Origin of the sequence: Vibrio caribbeanicus ATCC BAA-2122, assembly GCF_000165125.1 — a bacterium.
In the GTDB taxonomy this organism is placed as follows: domain Bacteria; phylum Pseudomonadota; class Gammaproteobacteria; order Enterobacterales; family Vibrionaceae; genus Vibrio; species Vibrio caribbeanicus.
The window spans coordinates 26,429-43,636 of the sequence record NZ_AEIU01000046.1; the positions used below are offsets into that span (position 1 = coordinate 26,429).

The following is a 17,208-nucleotide window of genomic DNA, read 5'->3' on the forward strand; positions in this document are numbered from 1 at the left end:
AAAAGGTTACATCATAGCTGGATGAAAAACTGCATTTAGTCGTCGAATAAGTCTTAGTATCAAGGAAGGTAAATGAATCGTCGAAAAAACAAATGTCTCATAGCATCTTCGGGGTGTTGTTTTTTAGCTGCATTAGCTCATTTGGGATGTATTGTATTTGGCGCTGACTGGTATCGAGTGTTCGGGGCTGGGGAAGCGATGGCACAAATGGCGGAGCAAGGACTTTGGTACCCTACGTTAGTCACGCTTACAATAGCAGCAGCTTTGTGTGTCTGGGGTACTTTTGCCTTAGCAGGGGCGGGCGTAATAAGGAGACTTCCATTTACGCGCTCCATTTTAGTTGTGATTACAAGTGTGTTTCTCCTAAGAGCATCCTCTTTTCCAGCACTAATGCCAATGTTCCCAGATAACTCCTTGACTTTTTGGCTGATAAGTTCTGGTATCTGTCTGTTTATAGGCAGTTTGTTTGCATTTGGTACAAAGCAAGAGTGGTCGACGTTAGCTCAGGCAAGGAAATGATTCAGGTCACACACCAAACTGAAGTGGGGGATAGTAACCTTCCCCCACCAGTAGGATCATATGGGATCAACGTTCCACTTGAGCTCATCCCCTGTCACTTGCGCGTCGCGACTAATTTTCCACTTTGCTTCAACCGGATCCCCACTCCCTTTCTCTGCAGTCACTCCATCAATAGTCACATTTTCCGGGTATTTTTTGATGCTAATGATTGCGTAATTATCTGAGTTAGGCGGAATTTCCACCTCATCTGACGCTAATTTTGTTCCCTTTGAGTCGAAAACTTCACTTTTATATTCGATATGAAATCCTGATCGGGGAAAGGTTGTTTCAGACTGCGAGTTCGATTTGAATAAAAACATCTGCTGGGCAGTTGTCTTACCTTGTATTAGTTTACCAATGAGATCGCCGTTACTACTTCTTTTAGAAGGTTTAGCAATGCTTGAAATATTCAAACTGTGCTTATCAGATGGTGCTCTCCGCCTATTCCAGTCACTGTGCACCGTATTGTTCTTCAGCGATTTTCCTTGATGCACATTTACCACTTTTTCTTTAGCTGCCCCCTGCGAAGGAATAAATATCCCCTTATCCATACTGGCAATGCTAAAACTACGTTTATTACTCACTTCGAGTTCTAAATTACCAAACGAATCCTTCTTTGCGCCGATTTTGCTAACTTCAACACGAGCATTATCTAGTACGTTGTTCTCTGGTGTGGACTGAGTTTTGATTTGAGCCAAGCTATCTACTTGAGGTTGTTTATCACCCGCACTCAGATTTTGAATAGAGTGAGTCGCCTCATTCATGCTTCGGCTCGGTGTTGTGCTTTGTGAAAGATTCGAGGTCGCAGCAGTGAGCCTGACACTGGGTTCATTGTCGGAGGGCAATGGAGAGATATTGGAAGTTAAATTCGTTTCAACAGGTTTTGTCGTGATTTCTGGCATAGTATTAGTTAACCTCTGATGAAGTTTGTATTATCAATTTGAAAAGGCGTGTTATTGGTTAATTCAAATAAATCTCTAATGGAGTTTTTAGCTTCAGGTGATATGGTGGTAAGATTTCCGATAATATTAGCGAGAATATTTACGTCTAACCCCTCTATGGTAAATTCAGGACGCATTACCTTTAGTTTTTATTGGTGTATGCCCTGAATTATTAAAATCGGCTCCGTTACCTCTAAAAATTCACAGCCCTCAACATAAGCTTCAAACTGAGAGCTGTGATTTGGCATTACTTTTTTAAAGGTGTGTGTCCTGAATTGATACTACACTTAGAAACCAATAAAGTTTTTCATTTTATTAATCTGATTTTGCGTACCAAAATTCTCAGAAGCTTGCTCTAAAGAGGAGGCACCTCCTAAATTCCCAGCCAAATCGGTGAATGCCTTTGTCATTATTTTATTTTGATCTCCTCTAGCGGGGTATTTATGGGCTGCTTTAGTAATTTGCCCACTATCTGAACGCTCACGCCATCGATCTACCATCGGCTCCACTAGTTCATTTATACCTTTATCTTTAATATACCCTTCAAACAATCCTGCCATGATTTTCTCATCACTGTTTACTACACCTAAAATAAGTTCAGTTAAAGCTGGATAAGCGTTTTTTCTAGCACTAATGGTTTCATCGTCATTGCGTCCTAAAACATCCTCAACTATTCTCGTCGTTGCCTCAGTTATGGCTTCATTTAAGTTTGTTGAGGTATTAGCGATATTTGTCATACCTCCTTCAGCAGAGAGAAGGTGCATGACTTCATGGCGCGCAAAATGTTCTCCACCTGGACCATCTAAGGCAAAAATAGGCTGCCCGGGGAGGTTCTGTGAAGTAAAGCCAAGAGACTTTGTTGATTCTATGTATGCTGCAGCAGACTCCCTTGTTGTGTGGGCTGGAGGTGAAGACAATTGACCATCAGCAAAAAACTTATCAATAAGCCCTTCTTTGTCTACAAACTTTAATATACCGGTATCTTTCGTATGTGAGTAAAACTGATCAAATTTCTCTGAAAATGTCATTAACTTTTGATTAAAGTCTGACTTAAAGTCAATATCTCTGACTGCGCTACGATGCTCCTGCACCGTTTGAGGGGCTGAATTATTATCCCCCGCACTCAGATTTTGAATAGAGTGAGTCGCCTCATTCATGCTTCGGCTCGGTGTTGTGCTTTGTGAAAGATTCGAGGTCGCAGCAGTGAGCCTGACACTGGGTTCATTGTTGGAGGGCAATGGAGAGATATTGGGAGTTAAATTCGTTTGAACAGGTTTTATTGTGATATCTGGCATAATATTAGTTATCCTCTGATGAAGTTTGTATTATCAATTTGAAAAGATGTGTTATTCGTTGATTCAAATAAATCTCTAATGGAGTTTTTAGCTTCAGGTGATATGGTGGTAAAATTTCCGATAATATTAGCGAGAATATTTACGTCTAATCCCTCGGTGGGGTGCTGATAACGGAGTACAACCCTATTATTTTCAGGATCGAGAGCAAAATATGCCTGACGTAAGATAGTGCTGTTAAAATTATAATGCATTAAACGCATCAAAAACTGCTTCTCTTCGTTATATGGCATAGAGCCTAAATCAGCAAAAAGTTGCAAGTGTGAGCTACCTGCTATCATATCAATGGTCAGGTCAATCCCTTCTTCTGTTTTAAAAACACATCGTCCGGAATCGTCTAGTTTTAAGAAGCCTAAACCCCATGTTCTACCAAGCTCTTGAAGCAAATTGTCTACTATTTTTTGTTCGTTATTCATACAGGTTATTTTGATTACATACTCAGGTAAGTAGAGCCAGAGGCTCTTTAAACAGTACTTTATTTAATGAAGTAAATTTACAATACCCAGTAGAACGTAGAAATGTTATTAACATTGGTCGTTATTTTTTATAAAGCTGAACTTTTTTCTTATATTTAGCTATGAAAAATTATTCAGGACATAAACCTTTAACATCACAATCCTTATCTGGACGTGTTACCTTTGGTTTTTATTTATGTGACAATTTATCGGCTAATAAGCGTTATATGCCCTCATCGAATTTGGAGAATATATGGATATCTTGATTGAGCAAGAAATCGAACTTCATCAGTATGAAATACGTCAGAGCCTATCAGATATCGAACGTCTGATTCATCCTAGCTTTTCTGAGGTTGGTATATCAGGGGACAGTTATGACTTTGCTTCAATCATAGAATTGATGAAGTCGGAAGAACCTTCAGAGGTTCGGATTCATTCGCAAAACTATGAATGTGTCCAACTTGAACCATCGGTTCAGTTATTGAAGTATGAGTCAGTTATAGTAACACCTTCAGGCGAGACTAGCGATTATGCTAAGCGTTGTTCTATTTGGGCCTTTAACGGCTCTCGTTGGCAACTGAAGTTTCATCAAGGGACTCCATGCCCAATGTTTGAATTGGTTTAATATCAGGCTTGGGTAAACAGGTATATATTACACGAGGAATAGAGTGAGTAAGGAAATACTAGGCGTTTTTCACGATGATCCGAAAATGTCATCTGAGGATCTCGAAGCGATAAATATCTTGAGTAAAGATGAATGTGCGCAAGCATGGATCGAATACGTAAGTGTCTTTAATCGTCACTTGATGAAAATGCAAGATGATGAGTGGCCTAAGTCCTTATTGTGAACCTGATTTTACCTTCGCCAAACTTATCCAGTTTTAATGTCTTAACTATTGATTTTATTTGAATAGATATAGCTAAGAGCGCATCATGTAAGAGAGCAAGTCGACAATTAGTCGGCTAAAGAGTGTTATGTGGTTGGAGAAAATCATGAATCCATCAGCGGTTCTTGTCCATGTCCCAGATGTAGCTAAAGGACTTGAATGGTACAAAAAAGCTTTTCCTGAAGCAGTTCCGGTTTACCACCCTGAGTTTGACTTTACGGTACTCGACTTAAATGGTTTCTCGCTAGAAATCGTTCAAGCTGACGAAAAGGTTGGTACTGGTAAAAGCGGTACGGTTGTTTACTGGTCAGTGGATAATTTATCTGTTGCTCTAGCTCATTTTAAAGTACTGGGTGCGTCTCTTTATCGTGGACCAATGGAAATTGAAGATGGACTTTCGATGTGCCAAGTTGAAGACCCATTTGGAAACCTAATAGGTCTACGCGGGAAGACCGTATAACAAACGTCTTAATATGGACATTAGACTCGTGGCATTTATGGTCCTATTTCTTTGAGGTGGTTTTACAGCTCTTGTATTAAGTTAGCTGCTTAATAGCGCGTTAAATCCTTAGTAGCCTTTAAAGAAACCACCGTCGAGCATGATATTTTGCCCAGTCATATGGTTCGTTAGAGGACCAAGCAACGCCACTACAGCACCCACAACATCGTCAATGGATGCATATTTTTGTAGAGGCACGTTCGAAACTTCATTTTTCATTAGTTCGTCAAATGAAATGTTTTGGCTCAACGCCTTATTTTTCATCTTTTCAGTATAACTTTCGGTCATCACGCCACCCAGTGAAAGGGTGTTAACGGAAATACGCTTCTCACCTAGAGTTAATGCCATGGCTTTTGCTTGCCCTAACCAGGCCGAACGAAGGCAATTATTTGTCGCATAGTGGGTAAGAGCGGATTTAGAGCTGATCCCCGATATCAATACCATTTTAGCTCCATCACTCACCGCGTTTGCTTCGAAAAGTTGACGCAAAAGGCTGAGCGGATTGATGAAATAATTCTTGTAGAGATCAGCCCATTCCTCGTCAGAAGGAAATATGTTTGAAGATGGCGGTATTCGAGGAATGATGAAGACTATTCGGTCTAACTTTCCACCGTTGGCAATGTTTGTGGCGGCACTCTGAATACTCTCAGGATTAAAAAAATCCAGCTCAACAGGAATCGTGCTGTTTTCAGAAAACTCGCAAAGGGTTTGAAGTTTGTCTCGGTCTCGACCGGTTAAAATAAGATTGTCTTCAGTGAGTGCGCGAGCGATTTGGCTGCCCATACCTGAAGTTGCGCATGTAATGAGAGTGTTCATAAAGTGGCTTTGCCCTCAATTAGATTGTTATTTGTTGTGCGTCGATAGTCAAAGGCAGAGTGAGCTTAAAATACAGAAACCAAGGTTGGCAAGCCGCCTATTGTTTGAATAGAGCGGCTATGGTTGCGAGGAGCGCTGCTTAGTTTTGGAGCTTAGCTTTTGCTGCTTCTACTTTCGAAAAGTCTAATCCAAGCTCCTCGACCGCTTCTTTTATTAGAGTAGGGTTTTGCATCACTTGAGTCATTAGCATTTGCAGCTTTTCTTGAGGTAAACCTAACTCGCTGACAGTCGCCATGGCGGCCAATGGATTGTCTGTCATAGCTTGGAAAAGGCTTGCTATTTTTTCATCACTAACGTTGTTTTCTTTCAATATTGCTAGGATTGGATTCATGGTTGTCATCCTTTATTCGTTATCTGACCCGAAGTGAGTTTATCACCTGAATCGCGGCGATAAAACTATCTTGTAACGGAATCATTTTTGGTTGCGCTGCAAAAATATGGACCACTGAACTCCAATAATGCTTGGGGCATTTCAATCGTTTCAACAAGCTGGCCGTAGTGATACAGACTCGAACTGACTTTGGCTTTCATCGATTTCATATAACGTTGCTCGCCACCAAAAATAATCGCGGATGGGAAAACCTGACGATAAAAGTCATCAAGTTCTGATTTTGCCTCTAGGACCAATTTATAGGTGAGCTTATCCATTTCAAGCTTAAAATCGCCGTTGCAGGAATCGTATTCTCGCTTTACTGAGACATTGCCGATGGCAGGATAAAAGATCAGATCGTAGTTTTTGGAGATATAACGACCCGCCCATAATTCGATGGCGGAAGTGCCTACCCTTGCACCTGTAAACATATAGTAAAGTTCGTCAGACAGGCCCATTGTGTAAATCACCCCAGAACTTGATTCTTTGTCAAACCAGCCCTTGTCCAATTGAGCAAAGCCACTCCCAGACAGTGAATGGTTGCCATCATCAAATTGATATTGAATAGGCGTGCCTACCGTGTACAAAAACCATTTTCCACCGACTCCAGGGAGCTCTGGTATAATGCCAAAGGGAGTTTGTCCCGGGTTTTTGCCTCGCCAATAATGGGCATGTTCTCCAGCCCAATTCATCGAAAAATTAAACCCCTCAAAGGTAATCGTTAATGTATCTTTATTGGCTACAACGATGCCCGGAACTTCGTAGTGAAACTGTTCGAGATTATCAAAGCCTTTTAAGATAAGATCATCACGGAAAATATCGTATTTGATGGCCGAGCCATTGAGGGGAGTGTAGGCCAAATGAATGTATGCTTTGGGGGTGGGATCTATAAAATCAGGCGCAATATAGGTTTGTAGGCTGACCTTAAAATATCCCGTATTTGGTATCGATATGTTGTAAAACCACTGCTCTGCCCAAGTACTCTCTGATGAAGGAACATGGGGGCGCAAATCTTCGAGCGTTGTTGCCACTGTTTGTAAAGAAAAAATGGTCAGAAATAGACAAAATAAATTTAATACTTTCATGATAATAGGATTCTTTATTGGGGCTCTGTGATTAGAGTGAGACCAAGTACGGGCAATGCCCGCACTTGGTATATAAGAAATTAACGACAAATGCGCGCTTCGGTGAAATAGAGGCCTTCTTGACAACTTGTCCCTTCCTGACAGTGTTCATCTTCTTGGCAGTAACATTCACCACGAACGTTACAGCCCGGAGTTAAGTACTCATCAAGAGAAACATCGCCACTTGCCCTTTGCCAAAACGGATTACTGAATACATTGAATGGATCGAGTTCTGCTTTGGCTTGAATAAACTCAGGCCATTTAGGAAAACGCGAAGGCATATTTTCAAAAATGGCGACGGAATTCTTACCCCAATGTGGTCTTGCATCGTATTTGCGCAGTGACATTTGCTCGATTTCAAGGTTGACGAAATAATTCTTGGGTTCTTTCTGCCCTTCTTGGCGCAGTGTATATTCAATACCGACAAAGGCGGTTTCACGTCCTGCACTCATACCCAAGTAGCTATCTGAGGCTTTACCAAATCTAAAGTAAATGCCATTGAGAGGGAAACAGGTTCGAGGATGTGCGGCGACAATTTGTCTAACATCACGAATCCAATCTGGTAAGCGCTCGATCTCAATGGCAACCTCTTGAAGAGCGATCGGAAGTCTATCCCAGATACACTGGTTGGGATCTTTACACTTGAAATACTGCATTTGGTCGGAGTAACCAACGGGCTCATCAACTTTGTCACCTGTCACCGAATCCCTAAAATAAGAGCTGGCTCTGCCGTTATAACGAGCGTAAGCAGCAAGGCACTGCAAGCCTGATCCCGGCCACTCATGGGCGGCATTAAACAGCAAGCCAAAGAAAAATTCTTCTGCATCAGTCACATCAGCTTGTGCATTATAGGCTTGTCCAACGGTTTCGATAGGAACTGGATTGTAAAGAGTGGTTGTATAGCGTCCTAAGCCCGGAAACCAAGCAATGTTTGCAGAATAGTTGCTGCGAGCAATGTCTAGAATAATATCTTCTAACCCAGTATCGTCGTCATAGCCTTGGACTTGTGCTTTGACTTTAAAGGCATCTTCTAGGTTAAGGGTGGCTTCAACAACCACACCCAATACACCTAGGTTAACCCTTGCTGCATCGAGTAAATCGCCGTTTAATATTCTTACCTCTCCCTTGCCATCAACGACTTTTAGTTCGCTGACGTAATCGGCCAACATATTACTTGGCTTTTCGAGGGTAGAGCCATGGGTGCCGCTTCCTAACATGCCACCCACGGTAAAGATAGCAAGCTCTGTCACCATATTGATGGCGTAGCCTTGTTGACGGAGAAAGTCATTAAGATCATTAAAACGCATGCCTGCTTCGACGGTAACTTGTTTCGCATTGGCATCAAAACTGATGATCTTATTCATATTTTTTAGAGTGATTTGAACTTGATCATCACCCGCGCAAGCGGCATCGATTTGGCTAGCAAATTTTCTATTGCCAGTCATCACCGTTTTGCCGCGCAGCAGTGCATCCTGAACAATATCTTGGACTTCTTCTATGGAAGAAGGATCGTAAATCGCTTCTGGGCTGCAGGTGTAAGTTCCTTGATAGTTAGAAATTTCTCGCTCCTGTTCGTTGGAGTGCAAAGCAAAAGCGGCACCAAGCGCGAGAGAAAGTAGTGTGGCACTCAGAGCCACGGTTTTTATTTGCATTATTAACTTCCTTATTAATGACGTTGTAATTAAATACCTGCTTTGGTTTTATTTACGGCAGAATAATTTAGCCAAAGCGAGGTAAAATTTGGTCCTCAATGACTCTTCTTACTGAACTCCTATGGCTGGGGGCTTTTTCTCGAAAAAAGTCACCGATTTGAGCCTTGTATGCATCCATTGGCCTTGGGCCTATTTGTGATACCCAAAGCGCGTGATTGGTTGTCGCGAAGTTGAGGTTGGGGTGACCTAATATGGTGATAGGGCCTTGAGCTAAATTCTGTGCGTCAAAGATCCAGATTTCTTTCCCATTTCCAACCCCGTAGGTTGGGTTTTTACGAACGACGGCGGTAAAAATATAGCCATCATCTTGAGCGGTGCTGTTGGCTCTTGCCATAAATTGTGGTGTACGCATGACACAATCTGGAGGGAATTGATACGCGTCAGATAGGCTCATGGAAGAGCAGTTCATATGCACGAGAGCAGAAGGCTGATCCGTTTGCGGCAGAGAGCCATTACTAAAAAGTCGGTTGGGATAGTTTTCATACGCATCTGTTACACGTTCAATGACATGGTCTTTGCGATATCCTACGGCGGCCCAATAAATATGTTCAAAACGTTCAGGAAATTGAAAGTGGCCTCGATAGGCGGGATCATTCATATCCCAAAATAGCTGGTCGTCTCTGATCAGGCGAAAGTCTCCCGTGATCTCACGGGCAGAATAGGGCTTGACCTCAATTCTTGCTCTGACCAGTCCGCCAATGTCCACAGGAGCTGCGGGGTAACCTGCGAGAGATTCAGCAACATGCCCACCAAATAAAAGTCGATCGCCTGAATACAATGGTTCAGATTTATCCATGGCACCCAGGTACTGACCATACAAGGTAATTTCATTTTCATGATCGTCGTAATTACACATGATATCGGAGGTATCAAAATCCAATTCAAGATAGTCTGCAACAACGTGGTCTCGCCCCGGGATCAGGTCACGCTTGCGAATGATCCACACTGGCGTTCTATGTGTTTGAGCATACACAGAACGGATACCAATCATTCTCAATGGCTCCACTTGTGCCGCGGTTTCAAAAATTAAAACATGATGACGAGTCACGCCAAGAGAGTGGGCTGTGGCGGCGATAAAAGCGGATTGACCATCGCGATTAACAATATTCCAGTTTTCAAGAGGGTTGTGTTTGTCCCACCTCATCAGCTTGATAAAACCGTTACTTGTACCGGTATTGGAGATATTGCCACCATAGTTAATGGTAAAGCACTCGTCAGAATCAAGGTCAAAGTAGGGGTGGCCAGTCGTGCGGACTTGTGGGAATAGCCACTTATCAGGAATAAAGGCATCCATCCAAGGCGGGAGGCTACTTTGCCACTCATGGTAATGGCCTATTGGAGTAATAAGCTCTAAGCTGGTTGCATCAAACTCATAAGGGACTCCTCCCTCGTAACTTAGAGCGAACCGATTATCCCCTAGATAGTTTGGTGCGGTATTACAATAGTTAACGAACCCCATCGTTGGACTGTAGTATGCCATCCCTCCCAATAAACGAAATCGATCGGGCCAGTAGTGAATATGCTGTTGCATCAGAGCTGAGGGGGTATCGATCATTTTTCGCATGAACTGAACGTTATCACTAGAAAAATCGAGACGAGTTAGAGCACCGCGTCCACTAGGGCTCAAGTGGTCTGGTTCTAGAGGAATGCCTTCTGCGAAAAAAATGTGGCCATAAATATCGGAAGGTAGCTGCCCGCCAATAAGATGAAGCTCTCCAGATGTTGAGTTGAAATCTGCTTGCATGATTGAATGCGGGAACAGAGAGTCATCAGCTCGCGAGGAAGCAAAAAGCTGACTGGGCACAACGGCTGCTCCTGCCATCCCTTTCAAAAATGTACGTCTTCTCATGCCTTTTCCAATATATATTGTTGATAATACATATGAAAAATAGATGAGTTTTATTGAGTAGGTTAGCTAATGTGCAAAACTATGAATTGTGGCAGAGAAGCAGTGCAATAACTCATTTCATTTACAAAGAAGAGTCTCAATAAATGTATGATTTTATTATACTTAAATCAAATTTTTATATGTATTTTGCCTCTTTCTATTACTAGGAGCAGACAAGGAAAGTAAGACTTGCAGGGAATATTATTTATGCGGGTCAAGTAGCATTTGGCTCCAAGCTTAGTTATAACCAAACCCTATTCAGCAGTATATCTAAGTTAATGTTTGGCGTAATGTGAATCTATTAACAAATTTAAATTGCGCTCAGCATTTGGGTGGGCAACAAAATTTTAAAGGCAGCATAAGAACCATTGTTATTCATTTCTTCGATTGTTCCAAGAATACTATATTTAATTCAATTTTTAAAAATTGTTAATTTTATAATTTATCGGGTAATTTCAAGGCTTACATTTTAATTCAATTTATCTAAATCAGAGGATTTTAGTTTTTAATGATACTGATCACATATGTTTTGTATATTCATTGAAATTAAACAGAGTAATTTATAGATTCCGTGTCAGCAGAACAATCTGCCATTATAAATATATTTAAATCAATAATTTATGATTAAAAGTGTAGAATTAAGTTTGGCTTGTTAAGATGATCGTGAACGAAGAATAAAAGAAACTGAAAGCTCGGACAGCACAAGTCATACGCATACCTACAAGTCGTATTAAGTTCTACTGACTCTCTTTGTTGAGCTACGGTATTAAGATCTTATCATTGAAGTCATTTATGAATATAAGAGTCAAATTTATTCTCTATCGAAAAATAGTGGAAAATATCCAAAATGAAATTCTCAAATATAAAGCTAAATTTATTTATTTTTACTTTTTGTATCATTCTATCGGGGTGTGTAAATTACAAAATTGATGATACTGCTATATCAAGCTCGATCACAAGTGAGATTATCAAAATGAGGAAGAATGATCAGCGTGTTCAGAAAGAATTTAACGAATCTCTCGCGTTATACGGTGTTGAAAACATACCTGCTGATATTAAAGATAATTTTGATAAGGTTCAGGCTCATAATGCTAGTAGAGTTAAAGAAATCATCAATGAGTATGGTTGGCTGACAGAGGAACAGATTGGAAAGGAAGGTGTGGAAGCAATGTTCTTCCTCGTTCATCACTCTTCTGACTCTGATTTCCAAAAATCACTCCTTCCCAGTTTAGAGAAAGCTAATTCTGCCGGTGAAATTGGTAATCAGGAATATGCCTTATTCACCGATAGGGTCTTAGTCGGTTCCAATTTGCCTCAAAGATATGGTACTCAAGTACGGATCGTTAACAGAGAAACGGTACTTTATCCCGTCGAAAATATGTCTAATCTTGATAAAAGACGAGAAGAAATAGGCCTACCACCTATAAAAGTTTACCTAGATTTAGTACAAGAAATGCTCGGCGTTTCACTCTCTGCCGAAAACTTATCCGAGCTCTCCATCGAGTGATTTTGAGTATTATTTGCGAGAAAAAATGGTGCAATATTGTACACCGATGGAGTTTTTAACAGAAAATCAGTTTATATAGAGATCACACAAGAAAATGAGCTGTTATCATGGCTGGTGAAGAAAATATGACTAATATTGCTCTTCTAAAGAACCAATTTATATTGGATATGGGTCTGTTGATTAAGAATCTTGTTACAGAGTAAAGTTCGAGAAAATTATGTCACAGAGAGAGTGTCATCGCTCAGTACTGTCTAGCGATGACACTCTCTCTGTGACAAGTTCTTAAAGATAAACGCGAGCGTTAGCAATCAGATATAATAGGCTTCAACGGTCCCTTTTAGCTGAATAAGCATAGGGTTGCCGTATCGATCTTTTGCTTTTGGCGATGCAATTTTTACCCACCCCTCACTGATACAATACTCTTCAATGTCAGTACGTTCCTTACCGTTAAAACGAATACCAATTTGATGGTCAAAGCATTCTTTAACGAAAAAAGGGCTACGAGGATTTCCCGCTAATCGATCAGGCAATGAGGGTCTTGCAGTTGTATCGTTCATAATTTAAATCATCATTGTAAAAAGTCGGGGTATTGTATTGAGGCTCAATCATTCCTGCAAGTGTGAAAGTGGTTATAGCGCGTTGCCTCAGTTCAATATACGATCTGCTTTAGTACCATTACAATGGGTGGTTTCAAGCTCGACGCAACGGGAGGGCAGAGGAAGAAACCCGTTAAATCCAACACTCGAACATGAAGTAGTATAAGCTCCTGTAGAGAGTATCAATACTGGGTCACCGGCTTTAAGGTTGGCTGGGACTGAAATGGGAGCATTTTCACTGGTGAGTATATCATCACTGTCACATGTTGGTCCTGCGACAAATGCTTTTACATATTGGTTACTTTTGACCGTGGGAAATAAAATTGGGAAGCGCAGTGCGTCAAGCTCATATAAGCCATTATATCTACCTACACTCAGATATAACCAGTGCTGCTTTTCTCCATTGAGCTGCTCTCGTGTTGTGAGACGAACAACGTGAGCTCTGATAACGCCAAAGTCAGCCACCATAAATCTTCCTGGCTCGATAATAAACTGCAATGGTCGTAGCGAGAGTGAGCCTAAATGGTTGATGCCATCCTTTATCGTTTTTAAGGTTTTTTTAATATCTGCATGCATAACTTTTCCGTGCTTGTCTAAATAGCCAGATGCAGGTAGGCCTCCTCCTAAATTTATGTATTTAGGATATATATTATCTTTCGCTAAACGCTTGAGTAGTTCAGCTAAGCTCGAAAAGACTTTATTCCAAGCATCAACTTGTAATTGTTGTGATCCGATATGAAGGGAAACCCCGACAGGTTCTAAGCCTATATTTTTTGCAAGTTTAAGTATTTCTACTGTTGCGTTTATTGAGCAACCAAATTTCTTACTTAAAGACCAGACTGCACCATTTCCATCAGTGGCAATGCGGCAAAATATATTACTGTTGGGAGCATATTCAGAAACTGCATAGAGATCTTCTTTACTGTCTGTAACAAAGTCTTTGATGCCCAGTTTAAATGCTAAACTGATTTGCTCATTAGATTTAATCGTGTTGCCATAATGAATATTTTTAAGGTTTGCCCCTGATTTTATTGCAGCAATAATTTCGTTTGGACTGGCGGCATCAAAGCCAGCCCCTTTTTGAGCAAGAGCTGCAAGGACCTCATCGTTCGGGCATGCTTTGATTGCAAAACGTATTTGAGTATTGGGTAATGAGTCTTGTAAAAAGGTGTATTGGCGTCTTATACCTTCAATATCTAAGATAATCTGGTCGCTTTCTTCATTGGCCAATGTTTCGATAATCGTTTTGTTAATCATTATGTCATTTCACAATAGTATTTAAATTTGGGTATTTATAATATTTAATGGGATACGTTACTTATTAAAAACTTGTGTGTAAAATATAAATTTAAATACTTGTTTTTTTGGTTTTATTTAAAATCTTATATTTATTTTCATGTCCTACCAGATGTTTATTATATTGAAATGTTAAGAATAAATGATATTATTTATTTTCTTTATAAGGAGATAATAATGAAGAAAGTGATTTTATCAATAATAGTATTTTCGTCTGTTTTAAGCGCCGAGTTGTTAGCTTCTCAAGATGGATATAGGGATATTGTCTATCCAAAATGCTATTTTAATCCCGTCAGTTGCTTTTAGTCTCAAAAATATTCAAGAAACCTCAATTTGCTCGGTTAAGTAAGAATGATGGCTATAATAGCAAATAAGGTTTTTATCTTGCATCTTGAGGTCACCTAACTGCCGCCTTATTTGTACAGCAGGGCAATTTTAACAGTGCCCTGCTGGCTTATTGTTATTTTTCAAAATACTGCCGCATGATGGCTTCACTGTCGATGTTTTTTAATCCTTCATCAACAATCGCCTTCCATTTTTTGCCGCTCTCATCATTGGAAAACGCAACAAAGAGCTGTTTTTCTTCCAACAGCTTACTGTTCATTTTTACTTTATTTCTCGCCGTGGTGAGATAGGGATCGTGCTCGAGCAAATATTGGAGCACGTAGCTATCTATTACTGCTATTGGAATACGTTGCCCCGCTACTTTTAAGATATTCTGGCTATCATTGGTGACTGCAAATGCGTTGATTTCTTGATTGGCAATCATCCTATCGAGTTCAGCAGTGTTGGTGTACCCACGAACCACGCCAATATCTAGTTTTTTGAGATCAGTGAGGCTCTTCCAAGAAATGGGTTTATTGATATTTTCGACAAAGCCAAGTGGTCCACTACCGATAGGGTGTGAGAATAGCAACTCGTCTGTTTCAAAGTAATACTCGGGAAAGTAACCAGCATAGTCGGGTTGAGTTTTCGCTAGGTGGACAGTTCGCTCCCAAGGATAAAATTCCACTTTTAGCTCATGGCCCATGGATTCTACGGCAGCCTTAACTACTGCGACCGATGCTCCCTGTCGCTCAACCGCTTGGCCAGAATATGGCGGCCATTCTAAAGACGTTAAAGTTAGCACGTCTGCTTTTAGTGGTAACGAAGACATGATAAACAATAAAGTGATCAAGTTTGAAATCAACATTGCTATCATCCTTTGATTCTGGTGATTATGTTGATTGCCATTGAGGTATAGGTGAATGCGCATCCTTAAAGTATATACCTAAATAATTTCAAGGTGCGCGATTTAGAGTGGTATACACCCAAGTAACGTTGAGTTAATTGGGTGTATATGAAGTTTTCTACCTTTCGCTTACACAAACTAAGCTATGTTTGGAACCAAGTTTGTTCTGCATTCTATATCGTTTAGAGTCCATGTGTTCTTGTAAGAAATTAAGTTGCCAGATGTAGTAGGAGCGTGGCCCATCTGATGATAGAAAATATTGACGCTCTAACGTATTTAATAGATCTGCTTCACTTAAGTGATTCCATAACATTTGATACTCATCTTTTGTTGCGAGGTGAGTATTAGGCAGGTTGCACTGTTTTCGAATCCCCCAGCCGTTGTCTTTTTCGTTGAGAAGTTGAGTATTGAGAACAGTAAATTTTTTGTTGTCGATGATATAGCTTGATGATTCAGCAAAGCCGTGGCGAGGTATTTTTATGGTTGCAAACTCATTTGAGCCAGCCTCAGATGCTCTTAAAAAAACGGGACAATCGGGGATTGTGTTATAAGTTAGTGTGATTTCTCCCTCAATGTTATTGACTTCTTTTTCCCACTCACAGGCAGTGATTACCTGAAAATCAACCTCACTTTGGCTACTCTGAGACCCGAGAAAGTCTATGGAAATTTTCTTTGGCTGATCTTCAGCCGTTGCTTCCATATGGTAGTCTAGTAACACCTCTGGTTGGTTATATGGTGTGATTGTTTTACGTTCTTCTTCTGTTGTCATTAGCGGGACAATATCTTTAGCGAAATAATCAGCAAACCCATATGTCATACCACTTGCATGACTGAAACCATGGGCGTGGGCTATTTCGTGAAACCAGGTTCGATAAAAACGTTTTGAATAAGCGTTGTCGGGATTGAGTATCGAATGCCAAGTGGATGCCCAACCCCCTGTGTTGGTCAGGTATTGATTGAGTTTGACGCTACTTCCTCCTCCGACGCCTTCTGAGCGGTAGCGATTACGCATCACTTTTAGCGCTAAATTATGGTCTTGCCCCCCAAAAGCGAGTAGGTTTCTTATTCCGTAGGGCAACTGAGGGTCATTGTAATTGCTACAGCGTGAAGGCTGGCTTGTGCAGCGGTCTATCATAAATAGTTCGATCGAATCAGCATATTGTTTGGTATTACTGAGCTTGTGCATTAGAGCGATCATGTTTTTGATCGTCTCTTTTTGTTCTGGATCTGGAAAGCTATAGCAAGTTTTAGGAGGATCTTGTGGGGTATTGCAGTCCTCTTCATTGTAGGGGCCGAGAGTCACTTTTGGTAAAAATATATTCCCTTGGTAAACAAATTCAAGGTGGTCGGTGGAAAGTTGATCAAAGGTTACCATCGCTGAACTAAAGGCGGGGATTTCAAGATTTGATGCCACGAGTTCAAGGCCCGGTAGCTTGCCTAATTTTACCGGAAAAAAGTCTGATGGGATAGGGGTATTATTGGTAATCTTCCAAGTTAATTCATCGACTTTTTTAATATCTATATCATTGAATCTAAATGTGGTTGGTATTATTCCTTCTGTAATGCTGTCGACTAAGGCAATATGTACATTGAGATTTTTTTTGTTAATAGTTTCGGTGTTTCGGTAGAACTTTAAGGAAGGCTCTGTGGCGGTAACGGCTTGGGCATTGGGTAAAGTTAAAAGCAAAACAGTGGGAAGTAAAAGTAATGGTTTCATGGTTAACGAATCTCGGTTGTGGGCTTGATAAACTGTGGTTAAATATTGATCAAAATTTATCTGCCTAAGATATCGTTACTCATTCTTATGTTCTGACTGTTGCATATCAAAGTTATGATTAGATATTGATAAAAGTCCTTTAAACTGTGCGAAGACGTTGTACTAACGTGCTACTAAGCAATAATCAATGATGATATCT

At 40.6% G+C, this 17,208-nt stretch carries 17 protein-coding genes; 5 read left to right on the forward strand and 12 right to left on the reverse strand.

Features of this window, described 5'->3' with window-relative positions; genetic code table 11:
• The first annotated feature begins 72 nt into the window (after positions 1–72).
• A complete protein-coding gene (locus tag RH40_RS04055) occupies positions 73–519 on the forward strand; it encodes a hypothetical protein (RefSeq protein WP_009600081.1) in 447 nt (148 codons plus the stop codon).
• Positions 520–575: 56 nt separating this feature from the next.
• Here the strand turns inward: RH40_RS04055 and RH40_RS04060 are convergent, their stop codons facing one another.
• From RH40_RS04060 to RH40_RS04075, 3 genes are all read right to left on the reverse strand, one after another.
• On the reverse strand, positions 576–1,460 hold the full coding sequence (locus RH40_RS04060; protein ID WP_009600082.1) for a hypothetical protein: 885 nt from the start codon (positions 1,458–1,460) through the stop codon (positions 576–578).
• A 326-nt stretch (positions 1,461–1,786) separates the two neighbouring features.
• On the reverse strand, positions 1,787–2,656 hold the full coding sequence (locus tag RH40_RS20935) for a metallophosphoesterase family protein (protein WP_174260318.1): 870 nt from the start codon (positions 2,654–2,656) through the stop codon (positions 1,787–1,789).
• A 146-nt stretch (positions 2,657–2,802) separates the two neighbouring features.
• Positions 2,803–3,267: a type III secretion system chaperone gene (locus RH40_RS04075; protein WP_009600086.1), complete on the reverse strand. Its 465-nt coding sequence runs from the start codon at positions 3,265–3,267 to the stop codon at positions 2,803–2,805.
• A gap of 292 nt (positions 3,268–3,559) precedes the next feature.
• On the opposite strand from RH40_RS04075, the gene RH40_RS04080 reads away from it, so the two are divergent.
• From RH40_RS04080 to RH40_RS04085, 3 genes are all read left to right on the forward strand, one after another.
• Positions 3,560–3,931 carry a nuclear transport factor 2 family protein gene (locus RH40_RS04080; protein ID WP_009600087.1) on the forward strand — a complete coding sequence of 124 codons (372 nt, stop codon included), beginning with the start codon at positions 3,560–3,562 and terminating at the stop codon, positions 3,929–3,931.
• A gap of 43 nt (positions 3,932–3,974) precedes the next feature.
• Positions 3,975–4,154: a DUF2947 family protein gene (locus tag RH40_RS20595; protein WP_009600088.1), complete on the forward strand. Its 180-nt coding sequence runs from the start codon at positions 3,975–3,977 to the stop codon at positions 4,152–4,154.
• Positions 4,155–4,299: 145 nt separating this feature from the next.
• Positions 4,300–4,653 (forward strand): VOC family protein, encoded by a 354-nt coding sequence (locus tag RH40_RS04085; RefSeq protein WP_039954188.1) that lies wholly within the window; start codon positions 4,300–4,302, stop codon positions 4,651–4,653.
• A 108-nt stretch (positions 4,654–4,761) separates the two neighbouring features.
• Here the strand turns inward: RH40_RS04085 and RH40_RS04090 are convergent, their stop codons facing one another.
• The 5 genes from RH40_RS04090 to RH40_RS04110 form a co-directional block, all read right to left on the reverse strand.
• On the reverse strand, positions 4,762–5,508 hold the full coding sequence (locus tag RH40_RS04090; RefSeq protein WP_009600090.1) for an SDR family oxidoreductase: 747 nt from the start codon (positions 5,506–5,508) through the stop codon (positions 4,762–4,764).
• A gap of 139 nt (positions 5,509–5,647) precedes the next feature.
• A complete protein-coding gene (locus RH40_RS04095) occupies positions 5,648–5,899 on the reverse strand; it encodes a DUF2999 family protein (RefSeq protein WP_009600091.1) in 252 nt (83 codons plus the stop codon).
• 65 nt (positions 5,900–5,964) lie between these two features.
• Entirely contained in the window at positions 5,965–7,023 is a 1,059-nt protein-coding gene (locus tag RH40_RS04100; RefSeq protein ID WP_009600092.1) for a hypothetical protein, read from the reverse strand.
• 80 nt (positions 7,024–7,103) lie between these two features.
• Positions 7,104–8,714 carry an FAD-binding protein gene (locus RH40_RS04105; protein ID WP_009600093.1) on the reverse strand — a complete coding sequence of 537 codons (1,611 nt, stop codon included), beginning with the start codon at positions 8,712–8,714 and terminating at the stop codon, positions 7,104–7,106.
• Between the two features lie 67 nt (positions 8,715–8,781).
• Positions 8,782–10,623 (reverse strand): carotenoid oxygenase family protein, encoded by a 1,842-nt coding sequence (locus RH40_RS04110; protein WP_009600094.1) that lies wholly within the window; start codon positions 10,621–10,623, stop codon positions 8,782–8,784.
• Between the two features lie 886 nt (positions 10,624–11,509).
• Between RH40_RS04110 and RH40_RS04115 the strand changes: the two genes are divergently transcribed.
• Complete coding sequence (locus tag RH40_RS04115; protein WP_009600095.1) at positions 11,510–12,169, forward strand: DUF6624 domain-containing protein; 660 nt, start codon at positions 11,510–11,512, stop codon at positions 12,167–12,169.
• A 308-nt stretch (positions 12,170–12,477) separates the two neighbouring features.
• Here the strand turns inward: RH40_RS04115 and RH40_RS04120 are convergent, their stop codons facing one another.
• The 4 genes from RH40_RS04120 to RH40_RS04135 form a co-directional block, all read right to left on the reverse strand.
• On the reverse strand, positions 12,478–12,726 hold the full coding sequence (locus tag RH40_RS04120; RefSeq protein ID WP_009600097.1) for a DUF3297 family protein: 249 nt from the start codon (positions 12,724–12,726) through the stop codon (positions 12,478–12,480).
• An 87-nt stretch (positions 12,727–12,813) separates the two neighbouring features.
• The gene (locus tag RH40_RS04125) at positions 12,814–14,022 is read right to left on the reverse strand and encodes a type III PLP-dependent enzyme domain-containing protein (RefSeq protein WP_009600098.1); all 1,209 of its coding nucleotides are present in this window, start codon (positions 14,020–14,022) and stop codon (positions 12,814–12,816) included.
• A 499-nt stretch (positions 14,023–14,521) separates the two neighbouring features.
• Positions 14,522–15,253, reverse strand: a complete 732-nt coding sequence (locus tag RH40_RS04130; RefSeq protein ID WP_009600099.1) for a substrate-binding periplasmic protein — start codon at positions 15,251–15,253, stop codon at positions 14,522–14,524.
• A 157-nt stretch (positions 15,254–15,410) separates the two neighbouring features.
• Positions 15,411–17,009, reverse strand: coding sequence for a hypothetical protein (locus tag RH40_RS04135; RefSeq protein ID WP_009600100.1), 1,599 nt, complete (start codon positions 17,007–17,009; stop codon positions 15,411–15,413).
• Positions 17,010–17,208 lie beyond the last annotated feature (199 nt).

What these genes read in the sequence shown, in the direction of transcription:
- RH40_RS04090 (WP_009600090.1), bottom strand. Translation starts at nt 5,508, where the DNA reads ATGAACACTCTCATTACATGCGCAACTTCAGGTATGGGCAGCCAAATC.
- RH40_RS04110 (WP_009600094.1), bottom strand. Translation starts at nt 10,623, where the DNA reads ATGAGAAGACGTACATTTTTGAAAGGGATGGCAGGAGCAGCCGTTGTG.
- RH40_RS04095 (WP_009600091.1), bottom strand. Translation starts at nt 5,899, where the DNA reads ATGAATCCAATCCTAGCAATATTGAAAGAAAACAACGTTAGTGATGAA.
- RH40_RS04135 (WP_009600100.1), bottom strand. Translation starts at nt 17,009, where the DNA reads ATGAAACCATTACTTTTACTTCCCACTGTTTTGCTTTTAACTTTACCC.
- RH40_RS04115 (WP_009600095.1), top strand. Translation starts at nt 11,510, where the DNA reads ATGAAATTCTCAAATATAAAGCTAAATTTATTTATTTTTACTTTTTGT.
- RH40_RS04125 (WP_009600098.1), bottom strand. Translation starts at nt 14,022, where the DNA reads ATGATTAACAAAACGATTATCGAAACATTGGCCAATGAAGAAAGCGAC.
- RH40_RS04055 (WP_009600081.1), top strand. Translation starts at nt 73, where the DNA reads ATGAATCGTCGAAAAAACAAATGTCTCATAGCATCTTCGGGGTGTTGT.
- RH40_RS04085 (WP_039954188.1), top strand. Translation starts at nt 4,300, where the DNA reads ATGAATCCATCAGCGGTTCTTGTCCATGTCCCAGATGTAGCTAAAGGA.
- RH40_RS04120 (WP_009600097.1), bottom strand. Translation starts at nt 12,726, where the DNA reads ATGAACGATACAACTGCAAGACCCTCATTGCCTGATCGATTAGCGGGA.
- RH40_RS04105 (WP_009600093.1), bottom strand. Translation starts at nt 8,714, where the DNA reads ATGCAAATAAAAACCGTGGCTCTGAGTGCCACACTACTTTCTCTCGCG.
- RH40_RS20935 (WP_174260318.1), bottom strand. Translation starts at nt 2,656, where the DNA reads ATGAATGAGGCGACTCACTCTATTCAAAATCTGAGTGCGGGGGATAAT.
- RH40_RS04130 (WP_009600099.1), bottom strand. Translation starts at nt 15,253, where the DNA reads ATGTTGATTTCAAACTTGATCACTTTATTGTTTATCATGTCTTCGTTA.
- RH40_RS04075 (WP_009600086.1), bottom strand. Translation starts at nt 3,267, where the DNA reads ATGAATAACGAACAAAAAATAGTAGACAATTTGCTTCAAGAGCTTGGT.
- RH40_RS04060 (WP_009600082.1), bottom strand. Translation starts at nt 1,460, where the DNA reads ATGCCAGAAATCACGACAAAACCTGTTGAAACGAATTTAACTTCCAAT.
- RH40_RS04080 (WP_009600087.1), top strand. Translation starts at nt 3,560, where the DNA reads ATGGATATCTTGATTGAGCAAGAAATCGAACTTCATCAGTATGAAATA.
- RH40_RS04100 (WP_009600092.1), bottom strand. Translation starts at nt 7,023, where the DNA reads ATGAAAGTATTAAATTTATTTTGTCTATTTCTGACCATTTTTTCTTTA.